The sequence below is a fragment of the Seonamhaeicola marinus genome (assembly GCF_008085455.1).
This window is the reverse complement of sequence record NZ_VSDQ01000729.1, coordinates 387,835-412,242: the sequence shown is the minus strand read 5'-3', so window position 1 is coordinate 412,242 and position 24,408 is coordinate 387,835. Positions and strand designations below refer to the sequence as shown.

The 24,408-nt window shown below is 32.5% G+C and carries 21 protein-coding genes; 15 read left to right on the top strand and 6 right to left on the bottom strand.

Annotation, left to right across the window (positions count from 1 at the left end; genetic code table 11):
* Positions 1-38: 38 nt before the first annotated feature.
* Positions 39-1,226 (top strand): carboxypeptidase-like regulatory domain-containing protein, encoded by a 1,188-nt coding sequence (locus FUA24_RS22860; RefSeq protein WP_187388369.1) that lies wholly within the window; start codon positions 39-41, stop codon positions 1,224-1,226.
* Positions 1,223-2,143 carry a M28 family peptidase gene (locus FUA24_RS22855; RefSeq protein ID WP_148545542.1) on the top strand — a complete coding sequence of 307 codons (921 nt, stop codon included), beginning with the start codon at positions 1,223-1,225 and terminating at the stop codon, positions 2,141-2,143. The genes FUA24_RS22860 and FUA24_RS22855 overlap by 4 nt, the downstream gene beginning before the upstream one ends.
* Here the strand turns inward: FUA24_RS22855 and FUA24_RS22850 are convergent.
* Positions 2,140-5,562 carry a hypothetical protein gene (locus tag FUA24_RS22850; protein WP_148545540.1) on the bottom strand — a complete coding sequence of 1,141 codons (3,423 nt, stop codon included), beginning with the start codon at positions 5,560-5,562 and terminating at the stop codon, positions 2,140-2,142. The two genes, FUA24_RS22855 and FUA24_RS22850, sit on opposite strands and share 4 nt — an antisense overlap.
* Positions 5,563-5,789: 227 nt before the next feature.
* Between FUA24_RS22850 and FUA24_RS22845 the strand changes: the two genes are divergently transcribed.
* The 4 genes from FUA24_RS22845 to FUA24_RS22830 all read left to right on the top strand — a co-directional run bounded on the left by FUA24_RS22845 (position 5,790) and on the right by FUA24_RS22830 (position 9,089).
* Positions 5,790-6,551 carry an exodeoxyribonuclease III gene (locus tag FUA24_RS22845; RefSeq protein ID WP_148545538.1) on the top strand — a complete coding sequence of 254 codons (762 nt, stop codon included), beginning with the start codon at positions 5,790-5,792 and terminating at the stop codon, positions 6,549-6,551.
* Positions 6,552-6,581: 30 nt separating this feature from the next.
* Positions 6,582-7,541: an OmpA family protein gene (locus tag FUA24_RS22840; protein ID WP_148545536.1), complete on the top strand. Its 960-nt coding sequence runs from the start codon at positions 6,582-6,584 to the stop codon at positions 7,539-7,541.
* A gap of 203 nt (positions 7,542-7,744) precedes the next feature.
* Positions 7,745-8,782: an aldo/keto reductase gene (locus tag FUA24_RS22835; RefSeq protein WP_148545534.1), complete on the top strand. Its 1,038-nt coding sequence runs from the start codon at positions 7,745-7,747 to the stop codon at positions 8,780-8,782.
* 7 nt (positions 8,783-8,789) lie between these two features.
* Positions 8,790-9,089: a DUF1905 domain-containing protein gene (locus FUA24_RS22830; RefSeq protein ID WP_148545532.1), complete on the top strand. Its 300-nt coding sequence runs from the start codon at positions 8,790-8,792 to the stop codon at positions 9,087-9,089.
* A 16-nt stretch (positions 9,090-9,105) separates the two neighbouring features.
* On the opposite strand, the gene FUA24_RS22825 is transcribed toward FUA24_RS22830, so the two are convergent.
* The 3 genes from FUA24_RS22825 to FUA24_RS22815 all read right to left on the bottom strand — a co-directional run bounded on the left by FUA24_RS22825 (position 9,106) and on the right by FUA24_RS22815 (position 13,653).
* The gene (locus FUA24_RS22825) at positions 9,106-11,361 is read right to left on the bottom strand and encodes a response regulator (protein ID WP_148545530.1); all 2,256 of its coding nucleotides are present in this window, start codon (positions 11,359-11,361) and stop codon (positions 9,106-9,108) included.
* Positions 11,362-11,484: 123 nt separating this feature from the next.
* Entirely contained in the window at positions 11,485-13,032 is a 1,548-nt protein-coding gene (locus FUA24_RS22820; protein WP_148545528.1) for an Rne/Rng family ribonuclease, read from the bottom strand.
* A gap of 330 nt (positions 13,033-13,362) precedes the next feature.
* On the bottom strand, positions 13,363-13,653 hold the full coding sequence (locus FUA24_RS22815) for an HU family DNA-binding protein (RefSeq protein ID WP_116039361.1): 291 nt from the start codon (positions 13,651-13,653) through the stop codon (positions 13,363-13,365).
* 142 nt (positions 13,654-13,795) lie between these two features.
* On the opposite strand from FUA24_RS22815, the gene mutY reads away from it, so the two are divergent.
* The 4 genes from mutY to gldD all read left to right on the top strand — a co-directional run bounded on the left by mutY (position 13,796) and on the right by gldD (position 17,291).
* Positions 13,796-14,839: an A/G-specific adenine glycosylase gene (gene mutY, locus FUA24_RS22810; protein ID WP_148545526.1), complete on the top strand. Its 1,044-nt coding sequence runs from the start codon at positions 13,796-13,798 to the stop codon at positions 14,837-14,839.
* An 81-nt stretch (positions 14,840-14,920) separates the two neighbouring features.
* Positions 14,921-15,373 (top strand): single-stranded DNA-binding protein, encoded by a 453-nt coding sequence (locus tag FUA24_RS22805; protein ID WP_148545524.1) that lies wholly within the window; start codon positions 14,921-14,923, stop codon positions 15,371-15,373.
* A gap of 34 nt (positions 15,374-15,407) precedes the next feature.
* Complete coding sequence (locus FUA24_RS22800) at positions 15,408-16,712, top strand: gliding motility-associated protein GldE (RefSeq protein ID WP_148545522.1); 1,305 nt, start codon at positions 15,408-15,410, stop codon at positions 16,710-16,712.
* Entirely contained in the window at positions 16,713-17,291 is a 579-nt protein-coding gene (gene gldD / locus FUA24_RS22795) for a gliding motility lipoprotein GldD (protein ID WP_148545520.1), read from the top strand.
* Positions 17,292-17,350: 59 nt separating this feature from the next.
* Here gldD and FUA24_RS22790 read toward each other — a convergent pair whose 3' ends face one another.
* A complete protein-coding gene (locus FUA24_RS22790; RefSeq protein WP_148545518.1) occupies positions 17,351-17,842 on the bottom strand; it encodes a heavy-metal-associated domain-containing protein in 492 nt (163 codons plus the stop codon).
* Positions 17,843-17,970: 128 nt separating this feature from the next.
* Between FUA24_RS22790 and FUA24_RS22785 the strand changes: the two genes are divergently transcribed.
* The 4 genes from FUA24_RS22785 (at position 17,971) to rpmA (ending at position 20,433) form a co-directional block, all read left to right on the top strand.
* Positions 17,971-18,846 carry a DMT family transporter gene (locus FUA24_RS22785; protein WP_148545516.1) on the top strand — a complete coding sequence of 292 codons (876 nt, stop codon included), beginning with the start codon at positions 17,971-17,973 and terminating at the stop codon, positions 18,844-18,846.
* Between the two features lie 78 nt (positions 18,847-18,924).
* Positions 18,925-19,377 carry a DUF4199 family protein gene (locus FUA24_RS22780; protein ID WP_148545513.1) on the top strand — a complete coding sequence of 151 codons (453 nt, stop codon included), beginning with the start codon at positions 18,925-18,927 and terminating at the stop codon, positions 19,375-19,377.
* 97 nt (positions 19,378-19,474) lie between these two features.
* Positions 19,475-20,134 (top strand): 50S ribosomal protein L21, encoded by a 660-nt coding sequence (gene rplU, locus FUA24_RS22775; protein ID WP_148545511.1) that lies wholly within the window; start codon positions 19,475-19,477, stop codon positions 20,132-20,134.
* A 38-nt stretch (positions 20,135-20,172) separates the two neighbouring features.
* Positions 20,173-20,433, top strand: coding sequence for a 50S ribosomal protein L27 (rpmA, locus tag FUA24_RS22770; protein ID WP_148545509.1), 261 nt, complete (start codon positions 20,173-20,175; stop codon positions 20,431-20,433).
* 97 nt (positions 20,434-20,530) lie between these two features.
* Here the strand turns inward: rpmA and FUA24_RS22765 are convergent, their stop codons facing one another.
* Positions 20,531-21,301 (bottom strand): T9SS type A sorting domain-containing protein, encoded by a 771-nt coding sequence (locus FUA24_RS22765; protein ID WP_187388368.1) that lies wholly within the window; start codon positions 21,299-21,301, stop codon positions 20,531-20,533.
* A gap of 269 nt (positions 21,302-21,570) precedes the next feature.
* On the opposite strand from FUA24_RS22765, the gene FUA24_RS22760 reads away from it, so the two are divergent.
* Complete coding sequence (locus tag FUA24_RS22760) at positions 21,571-24,402, top strand: TonB-dependent receptor (protein WP_148545505.1); 2,832 nt, start codon at positions 21,571-21,573, stop codon at positions 24,400-24,402.
* Positions 24,403-24,408 lie beyond the last annotated feature (6 nt).

Below are 24,408 nucleotides of genomic sequence, written 5' to 3'. Positions count from 1 at the left end.
TTTTTTAATATGTACCTCTAATTAAAAGAATGATGGAAATGTTATTAAGAACTAATTTACAACCTAAGGTTAAACTGGTTTTAGCCTTTTTATTTGCGTTTAATTCAATCGTCTTCGCTCAACAAAAAATTGAGCTAGAAGGGGTCGTAAAAGATGAGAATGGTTATGAAGTGCCCTATGCAGCCATTGGAATTCCTTCGAAATATTTAGGTACAGCAACAACAGAAGATGGAAGTTTCTATTTACAGCTTTCAGAAAGCAATCTTTCTGATATTCTTGAAGTTTCAAGTATAGGATATGTAACGTATAAGATTAAAGTAGAAGACTTTCTTAAATTAGAGGAGAAAGTGTTAATACTAAAAGAGGATATTGTATCTCTAGATGAGGTAAATATTCTTGCTCCTGGAGATTATGTGAAAAATGCTATTAAAGGTGCTAAAAATACATCTCTAGGAACCTCTCATCAATTAAATATGTTGTACAGAAGATTTTCTACCGAGGCCGGAAAATCTCGTTTTTTAGTGGAGCATTACATAAAAGTTTTAGATCGCGGATTAACATCTCCACAGTATGCTAGGGTCGAAGTTGCCGAAGGAAGAAAGTCCGCAGATTACAGGTTTATAAAAGACAAGTATCCTGGTCATCAAGTATTAAATGTGGCCAATACAAATCCTTTTAGAAAAGGTATAAATCAAAAGAGCTACAATTGGAAGAAAATTGGAGATTCATCTTATGATGGAGAAGACATTGTTATTATAGAAGGTAAAGGAAAAAAGAACAAATGGAGATGGATAAAATTGTATATAGGTGTAGATACTAAAGGTATTTATAAAATTGAATCTTCTAATTTAAATTCGGTGTGGATTTATAAAAAAGGCCCTAACGGTAAACTCATATTAAGTTATCATAATAGGGTTTGGGCAAAAGATAAACCCATAAATAAAATGCAACAAAGGCTTTTAAATACATCTTCAGATAAAGTGCCTGTATCTTATAGGCATGAAGCGTTTGTTTTAGGTGTAGAAACAAATAAAAAGAAGATAAAAATTGGAAATTACGAAGGTTATAAAAAGGATATGGGTGATATAGAAATAAAGTATAATCCTAACTTTTGGAACAATTTTAGTATTCCACCAGAGACAGCATTTTATAAAAAGAGTGTAAAAGAATTAGAATCAATTTATGGTGTACCTTTAGAGTCCCAATTCCAATCTGTTAATAAATGATACAATTTTTGAGAATACCCAATCTATTAGGCCTAATACTAATTTCTATTTTTTATTTATCTGTTGGGTATTCTCAAGAATGTAAAAAGCAATACTTCGAAAAAGAGACTATACTAAGACATGTAAAGGCACTTTCATCAGATCAATTCGAAGGCAGACATACAGGTACTATTGGTGCTATTCGTGCTAAAAAGTATATCATTAATCAGTTTCATTCTTTAGGCGTAAAACCTATAAAAAAGACCTTTGAGCAACCTTTCATTTTTTACAAAGGCAAAAAGGAATATAAAGCTACCAATGTCTTAGGGTATGTTAAAGGAACATGCGAACCAAAGAAAATAATTGTTATTTGTGCGCACTACGATCATTTGGGTGTTAGAAAAGGTAAAATATTTAATGGGGCAGATGATAATGCGTCTGGCCTAGGGGCTTTATTTGCTTTTGCAGAATATTTTAAAACACACCCGCCCAAACATACTGTGGTTCTGGCTGCTTTTGATGGTGAAGAACTTGGAACCAAGGGGTCTTCTTATTTCATGAATAACTTACCTTTTTCTGAAGACAGAATACTGTTAAACATAAATATGGATATGATTAGCCGCAGTGATAAAAAGGAACTTTATGTTGTTGGGGCTAATATTAATACATTTTTGAAGGAAGCGGTTTGCTGTGTAAATTCAAAGGAAATTAAGTTGATATCTGGGCATGATGGATATGATAATAAAGATAGTTGGGTTTATGCATCAGATCATACACCATTTCATAAAAAAGGCATTCCATTTTTATATTTCGGAGTAGAAGATCACGACGATTATCATGAGCCAACAGATGTTTTTGAAAAAATTAATCAAGACTTCTATATAGCTTCAGTAAGTACAATTATTTCTGTTTTTAATAAAATTGATTCACAATTTTAAAAATAAGCTTTCAACTGAATCGAACCACTGTGTATGGTTCTACTACTTTCGGTTTTTCTGCCAAAGTAACTTAGGTTAAGATCTAAGTATTTAGTGATTTTCCTTTGCGCGAATAAAGTCCAAGTAAAATTCTTTCCGGGTTGTAACCCTTCTAACATTTGATAGGAAACAGGCGTGTTTGCGTTGCCATTAAATGTATTAGAAAAGTAATTGAATTCCCCGTTAATAGCACTTTTAGCATTTTTAGAGAACATAAAAGATACACCGTATTTTTGTTGCTTTAAAGACTCAAATGCACCAACTGTGTTGTCTTTTTGGGCGAATTGGTAAAATACATCAAAACTAGAATTATCATTGAACAGGTAAGATAATTTTGGGTTAAAACGTGTTTCTTCGAAATTGTAATTCTTGCTTGCAAAATTTTCACTTATACTTTCATTATCCTCAATAGCAGAAAGTAATGTTACCAGCCAATTATCCGATAGTTTATGATTGAAGTTTAATTGATGGCTTTTTAAACTATTTTCCACAAAACCTACCGAAAGGGTATTTCTTGTTTTGTTACTGAGGTAAGTGTAAGATGTGGTATACTTTTGTTTTCCTCTATTAAAGAACAACACATTTCTTAAGTTTAATTGAAGCCCTAACTGGTTATCGTCATCACTTTTAAAAGGATTCAGGTCAAAGTTATTTCCTTCTCGCTTAACCTTTCTATCAATTAAATAACTGGTCTGATTATAAAAGTGAGACCAAAATTTTTCAGATTTCTTTTTGCTAACAGACCACTGCGCTGGATTTATGGTTAATGTTTGGCTTAACCTATTTTGATGCGTTTTAATATAAACTCTATTGGGTAGAAGTACTCTTATGTAGGTGCCTTGATCTTGGAATTGAGCTATTTCAAACTCTTCTAATTCCTGAATACCATTATTGTTATAATCAATCCAAGTATAAGTGCCCTGTCCAGGTTCAACTTCAACATAAGTAAAATCTTGTTGGGGTAAGGTTCCCGAATTAGTCTCAAATATGGTGTTCCAAAACACAATGCGTTTAAAAAGTTTTTGGTTAAATTGTATACGCGAGTTTATGGATTGTTCATCCTTAATATTATCCTCTTCACTTTTAAGCGTTCTATAGTTAGCATAAATAGATAAATTGGTGTTCTTATTCTGAATAAGTTTAGAATCTAAATAGAAGGTATTAGAGGTATTTACTTTTTGTAATTCATTGTTTCTTATACTGTCATTTACCCTATTTTTATAACCTATTTCAACAAAAACCTTGGTGCTATCTCCAATACCCGTAAAAACTTCATAAGATTTAAATCTTTGGCTTAAAGGGGTTAAAGTGCCCGTTACAATGTCCCTTTGTTCGTTGTCTTCAATAGACAACTTTGTTCCAACCCAGTTTTTTTTGCCACCGTAGGTTATAGTATTGTAAGATCTTAGAAAAGATGATTCATTACTGGCTGATGTCGCTTTTAAAAAGCTGGAATTTGAAGCTATTCTAAACCTGCCAAGTAATAGATTAGCATTGGCCATATGTCTATTTCCATTAAAACCACCGGAATAATCTAAATGTTCAAACTGATAATTTATAAAGCCTTTTTTAGGATGATGTAATCTTAATCCCGAATTCGTTAATACCTGATCTCCAATGTTTACGTTTGCTACCGTGCCAGTTGAAGAGAGAAGATTCCAATCTCTGGCAAATTCAGCATTATACAAACGTTCAATGGTCTTAAATTCGTTTTGAATATAATCTCCTTTAACAAAAAAGTTTAGGCTCCAAAGGCTATCAGTTTTAATGATGTCTTGATGGAGGTTAAGTTTGGCGGCAAAACCATCATTATCATCATCATTCAAGTTAGAAAATAAATTCAAATCGTTTTTACTTCCAGCAAGTTCAAAAGAAACATCTGTTTTTTCATTTGGTGTGTAACGACCATTAATTACTGCAATTTGTAACTGTGTTGGAGCAACAAGTTGAATTATTGGCGCATAATTACCTTGATTTACACCTACATATTCATAAATGTTATTAATAGTATTTACATTACTTAAAATATAATCACCTTGGTTAGCTCCTACTTGGGTAAAGGTAACCCGGTATAATTCGTCATCAGGATTGTTAGAAAATACAAAGGCTTCAACACCACCAATAAGTTCCTTTTTGTACAGAATCCTATTTTCGTTTAGGGATTCTTGAACTTCAGATGGCGCTATCATTTGGGTTTGATCATCACCTGCATCGGCTAAAATTTGAACTTGTTCTTCGGATAAGTTTTGTTGTAAAGGTTGATTTTTAGCATCACTTTCGGAATACACAGAAACACCAATTTTAAGTTTTTTAGAATCGATATTGCTTCCTCCATAGGCTACGAATCTTGAATAATTTCTATCGCTAAACTGATAATCTACTGTAATGCGCATTTCTGAGGTAATAGGAAAGGTAGAGTTAAAAATGATTTCGCCAGCATTGTAATCAATAATATAGTCTTGGTCTTCGCCGCGTTCTACGGCAACGCCATTAACATATACCGTTTCACTACCCGAAACAATGAGAACAAATAATTCTCCGTTTTGTCCTTGTAATTTATAAGGCCCTTGGTTTCCTTCTTGGGCAATAAATTGACTTCTTGTAAATTGTCCACGTACTATGGCGCCAGCCGCAAATAGGTTGATTTTAGTGTCTCCATTACCCAAATTAGCATTAACCGATAATCCTTGAACCCGTTTAGAGAATTTAGCAAAATAGGAATTGTTATTCTGTAGATCTATATCTCCAGCTCTAACACGCCATTTATCGCTAAATAACTCAATAAATACTTGATCAAACTCATCTAACCTTTGGCTATAACCACTTTCTTGTAATGGAATATTTGCATCTTGTATAGAGGCTCGTAAAGAAACTTTATCATTTAGTTTTCCAGTTATCTGTAAATCTAACTCACTATTTAAAACCGAGTTTTGATTATTTCCAATAGTAACACCCCTTGAGATGCTCCCCGAAGTTGTTAACCCATCAAAAGGAGTAAAGGTATTGTTAGTATTAGGTTGAGAAAGTTTATACAGTGCTTTGGTATTAGCATTATTAGAAACAATAATTGATTCATCTAATTGTTTATAGGTTCTAGTTAAGAATTCCGGAAACTTCAAATAGTTAATTATTATAGAATCCGTATCTACAGGTTTTTTAAAAGTTAAAAGTGCTTTTGGGAAATCAATAGTGTAAAAAGAGCTATCAATTGTAATACCTTTTTTTGTGGTAACGGAAAATGAACTAGAATTTATGCTTACACTATCTACTCTAATAGAATCCCTTAGCGCAACTTTTACCGATTTATAATTAGAGTTTTGGTCTTGCGAGAATCCAAAAAAACTAAGACATAAGAAAAGTATGGGTAAAAGTTGCTTCATTCTATATTTAAACTACAATAAGCTTAAAATATTTTTAGAAATAGTTAATTGTCGCTTAATTTGGTAGTGTAAAAGTAATGTATTATTTATTTTAGCTGAAATGACGAAACTATTTATGAAAATAGTTGAAGTCAAGCTGAACTTGTTTCAGTTTCTCTTAAAAATTAATGAATAACTTGATGATATTCTGAAACACTGAAGTTAATTCAGAATCACAAACTAAAGAAATGAAAATTATATCATACAACGTAAATGGCATTAGAGCAGCCTTAAACAAAGGTTTTATAGACTGGTTAACGGCCGCAGACCCGGATGTTATTTGTATACAGGAAATAAAAGCGCTTAAGGAACAATTAGATTTAGCGGTTTTTGAAGATGCAGGTTATACGTATCATTATTGGTTTAGTGCACAGAAAAAGGGATACAGTGGTGTAGCCGTTTTGTGTAAAACAGAACCCAATCATGTTGAATACGGAACCGGAATAGAGTCTATGGATTTTGAGGGGAGAAATCTTCGTGTAGATTATGATGGTATTTCTATAATGAGTCTATATCTGCCTTCTGGAACAAATGATGCGCGTTTGCAGCATAAGTTAGATTATATGGATATGTTTCAAGACTATATAAACAAGCTTAAGAAAGATGTGCCTAACCTTATTATTTGCGGCGATTATAATATCTGTCATGAAGAAATAGATATTCATAATCCTAAAATGAAAGGCGTTTCAGGATTTTTGCCTGAAGAGCGCGAGTGGCTTGGTAAGTTTATTGATAGTGGCTTCATAGATTCTTATCGCTATATAAATCCTGAAAAACAAGAGTTTAGCTGGTGGAGTTACAGGGCTAATGCTAGAGCTAACAATAAAGGTTGGCGATTAGATTATGCCATGGTAGCAAAACCACTACAAGAAAATATTAAAAGAGCCGTTATACTCACTGAGGCAGTACATAGTGATCATTGCCCAATTTTAGTAGAGATAGACAATTAACATAATACATTCAAATCAAAACCTAACCTAATGAGTAAAAAAATCTTATTAATAGTACTAACAATTTCTGTTTTTGCATCTTGCGTTTCGCCAAAAGTTTATAAAGAATTGGAGGCTAAATACAATAATTTAAAAAATGAAAACAGAAAACTTTCAGACGAAAATGAAGCGCTTTTAGATGCAAAAAACGCTGCAAAAAATGAGCTTAAACAAATTCAAGCAGCATACGATGAAGCTGCTACAGAAAGAGATAAGTTACAAGCAGATTATAACGCAATGAAGGCTAATTACGATGCATTAAAGAACTCGTATGATGCCTTAGAAAAGAATAGTTCTGCTGCAATTGCAAAGAATTCTCAAAAAAACAGAGAGTTGTTGGCTGAATTAGAAGCTAAAGAACAAGCCTTAGCAGCTGAAAATGCAAGACTAGCGCAACTTAAAAAAGAGTTAGAAAAACGTTCTAATAGAGTTGCCGAACTAGAAAAAGTTATAGCCGATAAGGACGCTGCAATGAGTGCTTTAAAAGATGCTATTTCTAGAGCATTAACCGATTTTGAAGGGAAAGGCTTAACAGTAGAGCAAAGAGACGGTAAGGTTTATGTTTCTATGGAAAATAAGTTGTTATTCAGTTCTGGTAGTTGGGCAGTAGGAACCGAGGGTAGAAGAGCAGTGGAACAATTAGGAACTGTACTTGGTGATAACCCTGATATTGCTGTTTTAATAGAAGGACATACAGATAACGTGCCTTACAAGGGTAGCGGACAATTAAGTGGAAACTGGGATTTATCAACCAAACGTGCTACTGCTATTGTTAATATTCTTAGAGAAAACAATAATATTCATCCAGAAAATTTAACGGCCGCTGGTCGTGGAGAATTTGCACCAGTTGCTACTAATGATTCTGCAGAAGGGAAAGCTAAAAATAGACGTATTGAAGTTATTTTAACGCCTAAGTTAGATGAGCTTTCAAGACTTTTAAATGATAATTAATATTTAAACAGTTTTATAACTTATTAATAAAAGCCTTTTAGGAACTTCGAAAGCCTGAAAGGTTTTTATATTTATAGCCACTAATGAGCAGTCATTCCTGAGCTATATATGGAACTTGTTTCAATAGAATAGGAACCCACAATAAAACAAACCAGTTTAAAATAGAGATTCCCGTCTTTACGGGGATGACAAAAACGTAATACATGAAATACACAACGCTACCAAATACCGATATAAAAGTTAGTAAAATATGCCTTGGTTCTATGACTTGGGGTAACCAAAATACAGAAGAGGAGGGGCATTCTCAAATAGACTATGCCTTAGAACAAGGTGTTAATTTTATTGATACGGCAGAATTGTATCCTGTCCCCGCTACTGCCGAAACTAGCGGACGTACAAGTGAAATTATTGGTTCTTGGCTAAAGAAAACTGGAAAGCGAAATGAGGTTGTAATTGCATCCAAGATTGCTGGTCCTGGTGATTATACAGCACATATTAGAACTACAGGTTTTAGTCCTAATTCTATTAAAGAAGCTTTAAATTCGGAGCTTAAAAGATTACAAACCGATTATATAGATTTATATCAACTGCATTGGCCAGAACGTGATACCAATAAATTTGGAATTAGAAATTTTCCTTATAAATCAGCACAACAATGGGAGGAGAACTTTGCCGAGGTTATTGAAGAGTTAAACAATCAGGTTAAAGCAGGTAAAATAAGGCAATTTGGTATATCTAATGAAAACTCATGGGGTACCATGCGGTATTTACAAGAAGCAAAAGATAAGAATTTACAAAGACCAGTAACTATTCAAAATGCATATTCTCTATTAAATCGTTTGTTTGAATATGATTTGGTTGAAGTATCAATGAGAGAAGATATAGGTTTATTGGCTTACTCTCCAATGGGCTTTGGAGTATTATCTGGTAAATACATTAAAGGTATAGCAAAGGACAATGCCCGTTTAAAATTGCATCCAAGATTTGCTAGGTATAGTAGTGAGCAATCTACAGAAGCTACTAAGCAATATTTAAAAATAGCCGAAGACAATGGAATAACATTGGCTCAGATGAGTTTGGCCTTTGTAAATCAGCAACCATTTGTAACCAGCAACATTATTGGGGCAACGAGTTTGGAGCAGCTAAAAGAGAACATAGCAAGTATTAATTTAGATTTAAATGAAGAGGTGTTAGAAGCTATAGACGCTGTTCATAATGTAATGCCTAACCCTGCGCCTTAGTTTAAGAATGGAAGGAAAAGTAAAGTTCGATTTTAAATCGAAAATGTGGACAGGAGAAACTGCGGGAAGTTGGTATTTTATGTCTTTACCTTCGGAAATTTCAAAGGAGATAAGAGCAAATTTTCAATGGCAGGAAGAAGGTTGGGGAAGAATGAAAGTGGTTGCAAAAATTAAAGATTTGGAATGGAAAACCTCTATTTGGTTTGATTCAAAACTAGATATCTATGTGCTTCCAATTAAAGCCGAAATTAGAAAACGTGCTGAAATTAAGCTTAATGAAGTGTTAGATGTGTGTGTTTGGATTTAAAACACTAAACGAATTGTTATTTAATAGAATTGGTAATATTAGAGCTAGTAGGGTTTAAAGAATACTTTATTAAAAGGTTGTGAAGTTTTTTAATTTCTATGGGTTTTGATATGAAGTCATCAATACCATGCTCAGTGGCTTTCTTTCTATCATCAGTATATGCGCTGGCAGATACTGCAATTATCGGGTAAGGGTTGGATATAAAATGTTTAGAAGCTTTTATTTTTTTTGTAGCTTCTAATCCATCCATTATGGGCATTTGTATGTCCATGAATACAATGTCATAGTCTTTTGAATTAGTAAGTTCTAAAGCTTCAAGTCCATTGTTTGCATAATCAATTTTTAAATTGAATTTTTTAAGCATTAAACCTAAAACTTTTTGGTTCATAATGTTATCGTCAACTACTAAAACTGTTATAGATCTTCCAAGTTCAGATAGATTTCTGGTAAAATCAGGATTAATGCTTATGTCTGCTTCTTCCATAGTCCTTTTCAAGTGAAGTACGAAATAAAAACACGATCCATCAGTTTCTGAAGGTTTATACTGTAATTCAGATCCCATTAGTTTGGCAAGATCATTAGATATCGTTAAACCTAAACCTGTACCTCCAAATTTTCTAGTGGTTGATATATCCTCTTGTTCAAAGGCCAAAAATATTTTATCAATTTTTTCTTTTGCAATACCAACTCCTGTGTCTTCAACAGATATAGATAATTCATCGTATTCATCATTTAATTTTTTCTGTTCAATACTAAGTTTAACCCATCCGGAATTGGTGAATTTAATAGCATTGTTCAATAGGTTAATAATAATTTGGTTTACTCTTATGGAGTCTCCCATAACCATATTTGATGCATGCGAGGACTTGTTATAGGTGTACAATAAATCTATACCTTTTTCATTGGCTTGAAATTGAAATATCTTAATTAACTTATTCAAGTCAGTTTTAAGATTCACAGGTCTAATTTCAAGCTCCATTTTGCCAGCAGTTATTTTGGAGTAATCCAAAATTAAATTGATTAAGCCTAATAAGTGGCTAGAAGAGTAATTGGCTATTTCTAAAAGTTTGATTTGTTGTTTGTCAAGGTTAGATTGGTCAATTAAGTTTAAAACGCCTATTATACCATTTAATGGCGTTCTAATTTCGTGACTCATATTTGCTAAGAAGCTAGATTTATAAACTGTAGTACGTTCAAGCTCATCAATGGTCATTTTTAAGCCATCTATATTTTTTAAAAGGTTTTTCTTAAGTAAGTCATACGCCTTATATAGGAAGTTAATTTCTAGTATTTTAGACTTTTCTTCCTTAGTATCGTCTTGAGTCTTAAAACCGGATTGGATAAACTCATGCATAGATCTTTGCAGTTTCTGAATGTCTTTGGTAAGAAGTCTTGAAAGATAAAATATAACGCAAATAATAAAGAAAACAATTAAGGTAAAAGACACCTTCACATATTGGTCTATATCCGTATTCTTCCTAAAAATGCCATTTAGTGCAAGTGTTTCTAATACATTTATATTGTCTTTAATGTCTTTATTTAATAGGAAAATTTGGCCATATAATCCATCATTGGTGCTATTACCAATATGTAAATGTAGGTTAGCCATATCGTTAAATGCATCCTTATAATCATTTAAAGCAGCTATAGTTTGCTTATTGGCTTCTTTGGAAATTAAATGATCGGATAACGTATTGAATTTTAGTATATAACTGCTATCCGAACGTAATAGAAAGTCTTTTTCGTGCCGTCTTAATTGAAGTATAAACTCATTTTTAAGTTTATTTTCATTTTCTATTTTATGGGCTATACTTCGCATTTTTCCAATACTGCCATAATCTTTAAATCCTAATTGATAGCGCTCAGTTTTAAGAAGTCTGGATAAAGAATCTAGATTTTGGAACCCTTTAAATACGGAACTATTAAATACGCTGTCGGTAGTAATACCATTATTTTCTAGGTTATTTAAAATATTTTGAAATTCAGATTTTAATTTAGAAGAGTTGTTTATAAATGCATCAATGTTTTGTTCCTTTTTAGTTCCATAGAATGCACTCGATTTATAACCGTAAAGCAAGAACGACTGAAGGTTTCTTTCATTGTTGGAAAAGCTAGATTCTAAATTATATATTTTGGTGGTTATGTTTTGCAGATCTCTGCTCTTTGATTTGAAATAGTTATAGCCAACAAACATTAATACTGTTGGAGCAATTATAAAAAGGAAAGATAGAGCAATCCTGAATCTATAGGAGTTATAAAAACTGAACTTCATTAGGGATTAGGGTAATTTAACTAACGAAGTTATTTATTATATAATTTTGTATGGTTATGGCTATGTTAAATATTAAGCCAGAAAATAAAAAAGCCTTAACACTTTAGTATTAAGGCTTTTTGGTTATTTAATCTGATTACCATCTTTGTCATAAAAATGATATTCTAAATATGTGTAAGCATCTCTTGGTAAAACTTTTACCCATTTTTTATGTTCAAAAAACCATTTTGAACGTATAGATGGAAAACCTTTAGTTAAAAAGGCTGCTATAAAAGGATGTGTGTTTAAAGTCAACTTTTTATAGTCTTTGCGTAACAATAGTTCAAGATCTTGTTCTATTTTCTGTACAATTCCAATTGGTGCTTCTACTTCGGCACCATTAACACCATTAGGATTTTCCTCTCTGGTCTTAATTTTCATTTCTGGTCGTACACGTTGTCTTGTTATTTGTATCAATCCAAATTTACTTGGAGGCAGTATTTTGTGTTTTGCTCTATCATCTTTCATTTCTTCTCTAAAATGATTGAACAATTTTTGCCTGTTTTCAGCATTTGTTAAATCTATAAAGTCAACAACAATAATACCGCCCATATCGCGCAAGCGTAATTGACGAGCAATTTCTGTAGCGGCAATTAAATTAACTTCAAGTGCTGTTTCTTCTTGGTTACTTGCTTTGTTAGATCTGTTTCCACTGTTTACATCAATAACATGTAAAGCCTCAGTATGCTCTATTACTAAATAGGCACCCTTGGCCATAGAAACAGTTCTTCCAAAAGACGTTTTTATTTGTCTTTCAATTCCAAATTTCTCGAAAATTGGAACTTTTGAAGACTGATACATCTTAACTATTGATTCTTTCTTTGGTGCAATTTCTTGCAGATAATCTTTTACTTGATAATAAAGCTCCTCGTCATCAACATGAATAGCAGTAAAGGTGTCATTAAAAATGTCTCGTAATATAGACGAGGCTTTGTTCATTTCTCCTAATACTTTACTTGGATGATGGGCTTTATGTAACTTTTTGCTCATTGCAGTCCAACGACTTAGCAAATTTTGCAAATCTTTATCTAGTTCGGCTACTTTTTTGCCTTGTGCTACGGTACGTACTATAACGCCAAATCCTTGTGGGGTTATACTTTTAACCAAACGTTTTAGTCTATCTTTTTCAGCTCTATCTTCTATTTTTTGAGAAATAGAAATTCTACTAGAAAAAGGAACTAAAACAATATATCTACCAGCTATTGAAAGCTCTGAACTAATACGTGGTCCTTTAGTAGATATTGGTTCCTTAACAATTTGTACCAATAACGATTGATTAGATTTTAAGACGTCGACAATCTTGCCGTCTTTCTCAATATCTTTTTCAAATGGGAAATTTTTTAAAGAAAAATCTCTTAGTTTACCTGTGCTTACACGTTTTGTGAATTTTAAAAGTGAAAGAAGTTTAGGGCCTAAATCATGATAATGCAAAAATGCATCTTTGTCATATCCTACATTAACAAATGCAGCATTTAGACCTGGAACAGTTTTTCTTATTTTGGCTATAAACACATCACCAACCGAAAAATTGTTATCATCTTCATCTTTTTGTAATTCAATTAGTTTTCCATCTTTTAATAAGGCAAAATCAACAGTTTCTGAACTAGAACGAATAATCAATTCTTTATCCATTAAGTTAATTTTTTTCCATCACATTAAAACGTGACAGATGGATTAAACAATATTTTAGATTAAGCATAAAACAATTCGAAATATGTTAATCTGGAATCACAGGATTTTCACCCGCGGAGTTCTTATGTAAAAGAACTCATTTCAAAGAACGTTTTTTAACCAAAAAAGTAGTTAATCTAACTACTTTTTTGATTTATTTTTTCTTTTTGTGACGATTAGCGCGTCTACGTTTTTTACGCTTGTGCGTCGCTACCTTATGTCTTTTACGTTTTTTACCACTTGGCATAAATAGTGTTTTTTAAATTAATAATTTATTTTCTAATACGTTTATTACTTAACTTCTACGTTAGTTTTAACTCCTTCAACAAAAACTTTTGCAGGTTTAAAAGCAGGAATGTTGTGAGCAGGAATTTTAATAGTAGTATTTTTTGAGATATTTCTACCAGTTTTTTCAGCTCTTGTTTTGATAATAAAGCTTCCAAAACCTCTTAAGTAAACATTGTCGCCACTTTCTAATGAAGTTTTTACTTCTTCCATAAAAGATTCTACAGTTGCTTGTACATCTCCTTTTTCAATTCCTAATTTTTCAGAGATTTTTGCTACTAAATCAGCCTTCGTCATTTTAATTATTTTATTTTTAGATTACTATATAATTTTTTTAAGGAGTGCAAATATAGGGATTTAATATTCAATATTTCAAACCTAATTCATTAAAATTTAATATTATAAACGTTTATTTTAGCGCTTTCTACAAAAAGTTGCAATGCGTTTCAGTAAAACTTTAACTAATTGGTATTCAGTTAATAAGAGAGAGCTTCCTTGGAGGCAAACAATAGACCCTTATACGATATGGTTGTCAGAAATCATTTTACAACAAACTCAGGTTAAGCAAGGGTTACCATATTATTATAGTTTTTTAGATGAATTTCCGTCTGTTCATCATCTAGCCGAAGCCGATGAAGAAAAAGTACTTAAGTTATGGCAAGGGTTGGGTTACTATTCTAGAGCTAGAAATTTACATGGGACAGCAAAATATATTGTAAATGAACTCAACGCCGAGTTTCCTAACACTTATAAAGGGCTTCTTAAATTAAAAGGTGTTGGAGATTATACGGCAAGTGCTATTGCTTCTATATGCTTTAATGAACCTGCAGCTGTTGTTGATGGTAATGTGTACAGGGTATTATCGCGCTATTTTGGAATTGATACACCAATTAATTCAACAAAAGGGATTAAAGAGTTTAAAGCATTAGCTCAGGAGCTTATAGATAAAGAAATGCCAGGAGAGCACAATCAGGCCATTATGGAGTTTGGTGCAATACAATGTAAGCCTAAAAACCCAGATTGTAATATATGCCCTTTCAATGATTCTTGTATTGCATTTTCTGAACATAGGATTACAGAATTACCCGTGAAGTTAAAAAAGCTAAAGGTGAAAAAGCGGTATTTCAATTTTCTAGTCTTGCTTTCAGAAGACTTTAATACAGTTTTAGAACAAAGGGAAGGGAAGGGTATTTGGCAAAACCTTTATCAGTTTCCTTTAATAGAAACTGAATCTGAAATGGATATTGAGGAGTTTCGTGCTAAAATTAAAGACAATGAACTGCTAAACGAATCCAGGTATCGGTTATCCTTGTATAATGAAAAGAGTATCATTCATAAACTTTCTCATCAACATTTGTATACAAAATTCTGGATACTTAATATAGATGAGATAAAAACCAAAAGTATTCCTGTAAATAATATTAAGAATTATCCTGTTCCTATTCTAATAGGTAATTTTATAGATACCTTTAGATTTAAATAAGGTATGCAAATGCTATTTTTTTATTAATTTTAAAAATGAGTTGCAATTAATAAGTAGCTTTGTAAACTAATTAAATAAATTATGTCGGGAACATTAAATAAAGTGATGCTAATTGGGCATTTAGGAGATGAGGTTAAAATGCATTATTTTGAAGGTGGAGGTTGTGTAGGTAGATTTCCTTTAGCTACAAATGAAACGTATACCAATAAGCAAACAAATGAGCGTATTTCTAATACAGAATGGCATAATATAGTTGTTAGAAATAAAGGAGCAGAGATTTGCGAAAAGTATTTAAGCAAAGGCGATAAGGTGTATATTGAAGGACGCCTTAAAACGCGCAAATGGCAAGATGATAAAGGTAATGAGCGTTACAGTACCGAAATACAATGTACTGACTTTACGTTTTTAACAACCAAAAAGGAAAGTGAAAATAACGCGGCAAATTCTGTGGCACAACAAATGCCATCAGCAAGTCAGCCGCAAACTTCTAATACTAGTGCGGTAAACGAAGACAACGATGATCTTCCATTTTAATAACCACGCTAAAGTTTAACTAAAATTATAACATTTGGATCCTGATCCCGCGAGTTTAATAGGTTTAGTAATTGCAGTAGATTTTTCTATAATCTCTGGTTTTGTATTATTGTTTCTACTTTTAATTTGTTCTGCACTTATTTCTGGTGCCGAAGTTGCTTTTTTTTCGCTTGCTAAAACAGATATTGAAGAGGGTTTAGAGGAAAAGTCTAGACGAATGCAGGTTGTTGCAAAATTATTAGAGCGCCCAAAAAAGTTACTGGCAACTATACTTGTTGCTAACAACTTTATAAATATAGCCACAGTTATTTTATTTGCTTATTTAGGTGATTTTATGTTTGGCAGTATAGAAGATGCTACTGTGAAATTTATTTTAGAAGTCATTGTAATTACTTTTCTCATCTTACTTTTTGGAGAAATATTACCTAAAATATATGCCAGTAGAAATAATATAAAGTTTGCTTCTTTTATGGCATTTCCTCTTAAGGTATTAGATGTTATATTTTCACCTATAAGTTTGCCAATGCAAAGTGTAACTTTGGCAATTCATAATAAGTTAGGTAGGCGTAAGTCTAATTTAAGTGTAGACCAGTTATCACAAGCGTTAGAGCTTACAAGCGAAGAGGATACAACCAAAGAGGAACATAAGATTTTACAAGGAATAGTATCTTTTGGTAATACAGATACAAAACAAGTTATGAGGCCACGCATAGATATTTTTGCTTTAAATATAGAGCAAAAGTATGCTGAAATAATGCCAGAAATTATAGAAAAGGGATATTCCAGAATTCCTGTTTATGAAGATAATATAGACCAAATAAAAGGGGTGCTATATGTTAAAGACTTGTTGCCCCATATTAACAAAAAGCAGTTTAATTGGGTAAAACTAATTAAAGAACCATTTTTTGTTCCAGAAAACAAGAAGCTAGATGATTTAATGGCAGAATTTCAGGAAAAAAAGGTGCATTTGGCTGTGGTAGTAGATGAGTATGGCGGTACTTCTGGTTTAATTTCTTTAGAAGATATTATCGAAGAAATTGTAGGAGATATTAGTGATGAATTTGATGATGAGGATTTACAATACTCTAAACTAGATGAGCATAATTACGTGTTTGAGGGAAAGACCGCGTTAAAAGATATTTATAGAATCATAAAACTAGAGGATGATTCTATTTTTGAGGAAAATAAAGGTGAAGCCGAAACCATTGCAGGCTTTGTCTTAGAAATATCAGGCAGTTTTCCGAAACTGAATAGCAAAATAAATTTTGAAAACTACGTTTTTACAATTGAAGCTCTTGATAGAAAACGGATAAAACTTGTAAAATTTACTATTAATTAAATGAATAGATATTTAATTTTAATACTCCCATTAGTGATTTTGTCTTGTAATGAAGATTATAAGCCCAAACCTAAAGCTTTTTTAAGATTGGATTACCCAAGGGCTAACTATGTTCAGGCAAATGTAGATTTACCATTTAGTTTTGAGACTAATTTGGTGGCAAATAAACTATCGGCAAAACAAATACCGGCAACAACAGAGAGCTATGGGGTAAATATTGAATATGAAAAACTAAAGGGAACTATATTTTTGACTTACAAGGCAATTGGTGAAAATAAAACCAATCTTAACGCCTTTTTAAGAGATGCCCAAAAATTTACATTAGAGCATACAAAGAAAGCAGATGAAATTCCTGTTACGTCTTATTTAAATGATGAACGAAAGGTTTATGGAGCTTTGTCTGAGGTAAAAGGAAATGTAGCTTCACCTGTGCAGTTCTACGTTACTGATAGTGTAAACCATTTTTTAACAGGTTCACTTTATTTTTATGCTAAGCCTAATTATGACTCTGTATTTCCAGCTGCGAATTATTTGCAAAAAGATATTATGCATTTAATGGAAACCCTAAGATGGAAATAAAAAAAGCTTCACCAAAAAGGAGAAGCTTTTAATAAATCATTGTATTTAAAGGAGAAGTTCTAAGCTTTTTTCATAGAACACTCTTTCTTGCATTTTTCTGCACAAGCTTTCTTTTCAGCATCTGTTTTGTTAGCGCAATTCTTTTCGCAATCTGATGCGCATTTTTTCTCTGAAGAAAAAGCCTCAACAGTTTTCATGTTACTCACTTTATAAATATCGGCAACATTTGTAACTGTGTTTTCTAAAGATGTTGGAGTAACTTTTGCGTCATTATATTCTACCATTGCTAATTTGTTTTCAAAATCTACTTTAGCAGATTTAACGCCTTCCATTTTAGCAATTTTCTTTTCTATAGTTTTAGCACATCCAATTTCGCAAGTCATACCATCTATGGTAAACTCAGCTTTTGCATAAGTAGCATTAGGGTCTAATGTTTTTGAGGCTTCAGAAGCCACCTCAATTGTTTTTACTTCTGGTTTTGTTTCGTTTTTACAGCTAACAGTTGCTAATACAACTACAGCAACAACCAAAAAGTTCTTTAAAATGTTCATTATGATATAAAGTTATTGAATATTAAAAATTCTATTAATTACAGATTGATATCTATTCCTGCAAAATTAGTAAATAAATAACGTTTTATAATATTAAAAGTTGCAATTTTGCATTTCAATTTTTAGGTATGAGTAATAGTATCAAATGGCTATACTTAGTCGTCCTTTCATTAATTTGGGGTAGCTCATTTATTCTCATTAAAAAGGGATTAATTGGTTTAACACCAATGCAATTAGGTGCTGTTAGGATTATTTTTACCGGAATATTTCTCTTTGTTATCGGTTTTAATAAGATAAAAACAATTAAAATTGTAGAGTGGAAATGGGTTATTTTAACTGGACTAACTGGCACGTTTTTTCCAGCCTTTCTTTTTGCTTATGCAGAAACTGAGATAGACAGTTCTATTGCGTCAATTTTAAATTCGTTGGTACCTCTAAACACTATTATCCTTGGTTTTGCGGTATTTAAAATTAAGTCTACCAAAAGGCAGGTTTTAGGAGTGTTTATTGGATTAATCGGAACCATAATGCTTATAATGAATGGCGCCACAATAAATCCAAATCAAAATTACCTTTACGCAGCCTTTGTGATTTTAGCTACCCTAATGTACGCCATTAACATTAATCTTCTAAAGCGTTATTTACAGAATATGCATGCGCTAACCATAACGGTGGGTAACTTTTTGGCAATTATTGGGCCTGCTATTATAGTACTCATTTCTACAGGTTTTTTTAAAACCGAAGTCTTAACAAGTGAAGCACTAAAGCCAGCATTATTTTATATGTTGTTATTAGCTTTATTTGGTACGGCAATAGCAAAAGTTCTTTTTAATAAGCTAGTTCAGGCGTCTTCACCTGTTTTTGCATCTTCTGTAACCTATTTAATGCCAATAGTTGCTGTTTTTTGGGGTGTTTTGGATGGCGAAAAGTTTAGTTTATTACAAGGCGTTTCAACAATTATAATTTTAGTTGGCGTGTATTTGGCACATAGAAAAGGTAACTAAAACTTTAAATAATAGGGGCTAAATTATTAAAAGTCAATTTTTTTCACGAAATTTAAGTACAACCAAAATTTAAATAAGATGAAAAAAATATCACTTCCAGTTAGGTTTGGCCTCGTTACAAGTGCTGTATTAATAGCATATTTTTTGATTCTATCCATGTTCAATAAACATATAAATCCTGCTTTTAGTTTTTTTAATGCTGTAATTACAGCTTTTGGTGTTTATGAAGCCGTAAGGTTAAGCAAACTTCAGTATTCAAATGATTTCTCTTATGGAGAGGGCTTTAAAACTGGAATAGTAACGGGTTTTGTAGCTACCTTTTTCTTTACAACCTTTTTCCTGTTTTATTCCACAGAAATTAGTCCGGGTTTTTTAGCAGAATTACTTGGTGGTTTTAGTAGAGAGTTTGTTGTAGATATTGGTATGGTAACCTTTATCGTAGCCGTTATGGGGTTGGCTACCACTGTTGTGGCAACACTAGCTGTTATGCAGTTATTTAAGAATAGCAGAAATATTCTTCAAAATCGCTAAAACGTTTGTAGTTTAATTAATTAGCAGTATATTTGCATCCGCTTTTGAGGACTCAAAAGCTATGTTTAATAGAAATAATTAATAAAAACGTTACGCTATGTACGCAATTGTAGAGATAGCAGGGCATCAATTTAAAGTTGAAAAAGACCAAAAAGTTTTTGTTAACCGTTTACAAACAGAAGAAGGAAAGAAAGTAGCTTTCGATAACGTTCTTCTTGTTGCAGATGGAGACAAAGTAACTGTAGGCGCCCCGGCTATAGACGGAGCTCAAGTTGGAGCTAAAGTCGTTAAGCACTTAAAAGGTGATAAAGTAATAGTATTTAAAAAGAAAAGACGTAAAGGATACCGTGTAAAGAATGGTCATCGTCAAGCTTTAACAGAAATTGTAATAGAAAGTATTGCAGCTTCTGGAGCTAAGAAAGCTGCACCAGCTAAAGCTGCTGCAAAGAAAGAAGCTCCTAAAGCAGAGGCTAAACCAGCTGCAGCTCCTAAAAAAGCAAAAGCTACTGGTAAAGCAGATGATTTAAAGAAGATTGAAGGTATTGGTCCTAAAATTGCATCTACATTAGTAGAAGCTGGAATTGCAACATTTGCAGATTTAGCTGCTGCTACTCCAGAGAAAATTTCTGAAGTAATTGCTAATGTAAGAGGTAATCATGTTACAGACACTTGGCCAGCTCAAGCTAAATTAGCTGCTGAAGGTAAGTGGGATGAACTTAAAAAATGGCAAGACGAATTAGATGGAGGTAAAGCTTAAGCTTTAGTTCTTATTGTTAAAAATAAAATCGAAATAAAATGGCACATAAAAAAGGAGTCGGAAGTTCGAAAAACGGTAGAGAATCAGAATCGAAACGCTTAGGTGTAAAGATTTTTGGTGGTCAAGCTGCAATTGCAGGTAATATTATCGTAAGACAAAGAGGTAATACGCATCACCCAGGTGAAAATGTATACTCTTCTAAAGATCATACATTACATGCCAAAGTAGATGGTATTGTAAAGTTCACAAAAAAGAAAGACAATAAATCTTATGTATCTATAGTTCCATTTGAGGCTTAAGATTTAGGTTTATAATAATATTAGAAAAAACCCTTTTCAATTTAATTGAAAAGGGTTTTTTGTTACCAAATTTTAAATTTGAGTTAGCCTATCCACTTTATTTCTTTACAAATTTAGCAACACCAGCATCGGTAACTAAAACATAGATACCGCTAGATAATTCAGAAACGTTTAGGCGTCCGTTTGCTGCAACTTCCTTTACAACGTTTCCTAGAAGATTGGTTACTTTATATGTTCTAGATTTAATGTCCTTACTAATGGTTAATTCAGAGATAACTGGGTTAGGATAAATGCTTTTAGAAATATTGAAATCTCTTGCACTTAAGCTCTGCACAGATAAATTTGTATTAAGTCTAAATGTTGCATTGTTGGCATTCCCTCCTGTTTCTTTTGTTTGTACAAATGTTAAGCCTGCTCCTGTAGCTCCAACAAACCTAATTCCTATATCGGCACTAGTTATTGAACCTGTTAAGGCAGGATACTTTTTAATGGTATAAACTCTAGTAAAAAAACCAGAACTAGGAGTGTTAAGGGTAGTTACTGTTTTAAGTGTTGCTGTATCAATATCAGGATCTGTTTCATCTAAATTAAAATCAGTCGCAGCAGAATAACTTGCTACATGACCACCACCACTAATTGTAGTTCCGGCATCATAAACTCTAGAGTTAATTGTTACTCCGGTGGCTGTTCCAACATTGTAAGTGCCGTTAGGTATATTGCTTAATGTGATAATAATTGGATTGTCTAATGTACCGTCATCGTTAATCGTAGTCGGCGTATTATCAAAGGCCACATTAATTTGTCCAAATGAATAGGAGACGGCTAAAACCAAAGCCCCAGTACTGATTTGTCTAAGTAATTTTTTCATCATAAAATGTTTTAATTGTTAGTTATGTAAAGCTATTAAACTATTAATCCTCTTAAGTTTAGGTATGATTTTGATTTCATTACAAATGAGTTTTATGCCTCTTTTCGTATGTTTTTAAGGTTTGTTATTACTGTGTTTACTCAAGCTATCTTTATTGTTAACTGACTATTTTTTCCTACTCGTTTATAACGTTATCTTAAAACTTATTTAATAGGCATGGTGTAGTGGTTTTGTTATTTCGCATTTATAACTAACAATCAAATTAAATTATGAAAAAACAATACGTAATTTCACTATTTGCCCTATTGTTTTCATTTATGGCATTTGCCCAAAATGGAAATATTCAAGGTACTATTATTGACGAAAAAGGACTTGTAGTACCTTTTGCCAATGTGTTAATAGAATCAGAAAGTAAAGGGGTTATTTCTGATGCAGATGGGAAGTTTTTATTCATTAACATTCCTACAGGAACGCAAACGGTAAAAGTAATGTACTTGGGGTACTCTAATACTGAAGTTCAAGTAGAAGTAAGTGAAGGAAAAACAACTAACGTAACAATTAGCTTAGAAGCTAAAGCCCTAGAATTAGAAGATGTTGTAATTAATGGTTATAACAACGGGCAAGCAAAAGCACTAAACTCTCAAAAGAATAAACAGAATATCACTAATGTGGTATCTACAGACCAAATAGGTAAATTTCCTGATGCCAACATTGGAGATGCCGTAAAGCGTATTCCAGGTATTACAATGCAAGTGGATCAAGGTGAAGCCAGAAATATTATAGTTAGAGGTTTAGCACCACAGTTAAACTCAGTTACTTTAAACGGAAGTAGAATTCCTTCTGCAGAAGGAGATAACAGAAATGTGCAAATGGACCTTATTCCTTCGGATATGATCCAATTAATAGAGGTGAATAAAGCCGTAACTCCAGATATGGATGCCGATGCCTTAGGAGGTTCTGTTAACTTGGTAACCAGAACATCTCCTAATGGATTTAGAATGTCAACCACTCTAGGTTCTGGTGTTAACTTTATTACAGATAGACGTATTGTTAATGGGTCTTTTTTAGTTGGAGATAGAACTAAAAACGGTAAGTTTGGTTGGATGGCTTCTGCATCTATTAACGATTCTGATTTTGGCTCTGATAATATTGAGTTTGAATGGGACGATAGTGAAGATGATTTCATTAAAGAACACGATATTAGAACGTACTTAGTGCAACGTATAAGACGTAGTTTTTCTCTTAATTTAGATTATGCTTTAGATGCAAACAACAAGATTTATGTGAAATCTATGTACAACTGGAGAGATGATAGAGAAAATCGTTTTAGATTACGTTACAGAAGCATTGAATTTATAGATGAAGATAATCCAGAATTAGGATACCAAGGAGAAATTAGAAGACAGACTAAAGGTGGAATTGACAACGATAGAAACAAAAATACACGTTTAGAAGACCAACGTATGCAAAACTACAGTTTAGGGGGTGAGCATTTATTTGGTAAACTTCAATTTGATTGGTTAGCGTCTTATGCTAAAGCATCTGAAGAAAGATTAAATGAGCGTTACATTTCTTATGAATTAGAAGAGACTTCTGCTGGAGATCCAATTCCTTTTAATATAGATTTATCGGATACTGAATTCCCAGTTATTACTCCAGCAAACGCTAGCGATGTTAATTTAAGTAATTATAGTTTAAAAGAAATTACTGAAGAGAATCAATATACCGATGAAGAAGATTTTAACTTTTTCGCAAATTTCAAATTACCTTTAGACTTAGTTGGTAACGGAGGGTTTTTAAAGTTTGGTGGTAGAGGTAAACTTAAAGAAAAAGAAAGAGACAATAACTTCTTTGAATATTCTCCAGAAAACGGAATTTTTGATAGCTTTAACTTGTTGCCTTTAGTGGACAAGACTAATGATGATTATTTAGCAGGAAGTGAGTATGTAGCTGGTATATTTGTAGATCCAGAATATTTAGGTACACTAGATTTAAAAAATTCAAGTCTGTTTGAAGAAGAAGATTTACCTGAGGAGTATGCAAGCGGAAACTTTAAAGTAAAAGAAGATGTATATGCGGCTTACGTAATGACAGAACAAAATTTATCCGATAAACTATCTGTTTTAGCAGGGATTCGTGTAGAAGCTACTTCTGTTGAAAGTACTGGTAATATTGTTAATTTTATTGAAGAAGATGAAGACAATGGTATTGAAGAGGCTATTGTTATTAATCAAGTAAACGAAGACACAGACTACGTTCATATTTTACCAAGTGCACTTTTTAAATACAATGTTTCAGATAATACAGTTTTACGTTTTGCATGGACAAATACTTTGGCAAGACCAAACTATCAGGATTTAGTGCCTTATCAAGAAATTATTAATGAAGATGAAGAAGTAGTTCTTGGAAATTCAGATTTAAGTGCTACAGAATCTATGAACTTCGACTTAATGGCTGAGCACTATTTTAAAAACGTAGGTATCATTTCTGCAGGTGTTTTCCATAAAGAAATTAAAGACTTCGTATACACATTTACTAGAGAAACAACTGTTGCTGAGTTTGGTACGGGTACGGCGGGGTATGATGTTTTTCAACCACAAAATGGGGATGATGCCACAATTACAGGTGTTGAGGTGGCTTTCCAACGTCAGTTAGATTTCTTACCAGGTTTCTTAAAGAACTTAAGCTTAATGGCTAACTACACTTATTTAACTTCAGATGCTAAAGGTATTAGAAACGGCGATGGAGATGAAAGAACAGATGTAGATTTACCTGGTACTTCGCCAAATATGTTTAACGGTTCTTTAGCTTATGGTGGTAAGAAATTAAATTTACGCCTATCTGCTAACTTCTCAGATTCTTATGTAGATGAAGTTGGAGGAAACAAGTGGGAAGATAGATATTATGATGAGCAATTCTTATTAGATTTTAATGCATCATATGCATTTAGTGATAACTTAAGAATTTACTTTGATTTAAATAATATTACAAATCAGCCATTACGTTATTTCCAAGGTGTTAAGAACAGAACTATGCAATCTGAGTACTACGGCAGACGTTTAACGTTTGGTTTAAAGTATGATTTATTTAAAAAGAAATAAATCTTA

Bases quoted from the DNA above. Each gene is read 5' to 3' on its own strand.
- FUA24_RS22860 (WP_187388369.1), top strand. From the start codon at position 39: ATGTTATTAAGAACTAATTTACAACCTAAGGTTAAACTGGTTTTAGCC.
- FUA24_RS22855 (WP_148545542.1), top strand. From the start codon at position 1,223: ATGATACAATTTTTGAGAATACCCAATCTATTAGGCCTAATACTAATT.
- FUA24_RS22850 (WP_148545540.1), bottom strand. From the start codon at position 5,562: ATGAAGCAACTTTTACCCATACTTTTCTTATGTCTTAGTTTTTTTGGA.
- FUA24_RS22845 (WP_148545538.1), top strand. From the start codon at position 5,790: ATGAAAATTATATCATACAACGTAAATGGCATTAGAGCAGCCTTAAAC.
- FUA24_RS22840 (WP_148545536.1), top strand. From the start codon at position 6,582: ATGAGTAAAAAAATCTTATTAATAGTACTAACAATTTCTGTTTTTGCA.
- FUA24_RS22835 (WP_148545534.1), top strand. From the start codon at position 7,745: ATGAAATACACAACGCTACCAAATACCGATATAAAAGTTAGTAAAATA.
- FUA24_RS22830 (WP_148545532.1), top strand. From the start codon at position 8,790: ATGGAAGGAAAAGTAAAGTTCGATTTTAAATCGAAAATGTGGACAGGA.
- FUA24_RS22825 (WP_148545530.1), bottom strand. From the start codon at position 11,361: ATGAAGTTCAGTTTTTATAACTCCTATAGATTCAGGATTGCTCTATCT.
- FUA24_RS22820 (WP_148545528.1), bottom strand. From the start codon at position 13,032: ATGGATAAAGAATTGATTATTCGTTCTAGTTCAGAAACTGTTGATTTT.
- FUA24_RS22815 (WP_116039361.1), bottom strand. From the start codon at position 13,653: ATGACGAAGGCTGATTTAGTAGCAAAAATCTCTGAAAAATTAGGAATT.
- mutY (WP_148545526.1), top strand. From the start codon at position 13,796: ATGCGTTTCAGTAAAACTTTAACTAATTGGTATTCAGTTAATAAGAGA.
- FUA24_RS22805 (WP_148545524.1), top strand. From the start codon at position 14,921: ATGTCGGGAACATTAAATAAAGTGATGCTAATTGGGCATTTAGGAGAT.
- gldD (WP_148545520.1), top strand. From the start codon at position 16,713: ATGAATAGATATTTAATTTTAATACTCCCATTAGTGATTTTGTCTTGT.
- FUA24_RS22790 (WP_148545518.1), bottom strand. From the start codon at position 17,842: ATGAACATTTTAAAGAACTTTTTGGTTGTTGCTGTAGTTGTATTAGCA.
- FUA24_RS22785 (WP_148545516.1), top strand. From the start codon at position 17,971: ATGAGTAATAGTATCAAATGGCTATACTTAGTCGTCCTTTCATTAATT.
- FUA24_RS22780 (WP_148545513.1), top strand. From the start codon at position 18,925: ATGAAAAAAATATCACTTCCAGTTAGGTTTGGCCTCGTTACAAGTGCT.
- rplU (WP_148545511.1), top strand. From the start codon at position 19,475: ATGTACGCAATTGTAGAGATAGCAGGGCATCAATTTAAAGTTGAAAAA.
- rpmA (WP_148545509.1), top strand. From the start codon at position 20,173: ATGGCACATAAAAAAGGAGTCGGAAGTTCGAAAAACGGTAGAGAATCA.
- FUA24_RS22765 (WP_187388368.1), bottom strand. From the start codon at position 21,301: ATGAAAAAATTACTTAGACAAATCAGTACTGGGGCTTTGGTTTTAGCC.
- FUA24_RS22760 (WP_148545505.1), top strand. From the start codon at position 21,571: ATGAAAAAACAATACGTAATTTCACTATTTGCCCTATTGTTTTCATTT.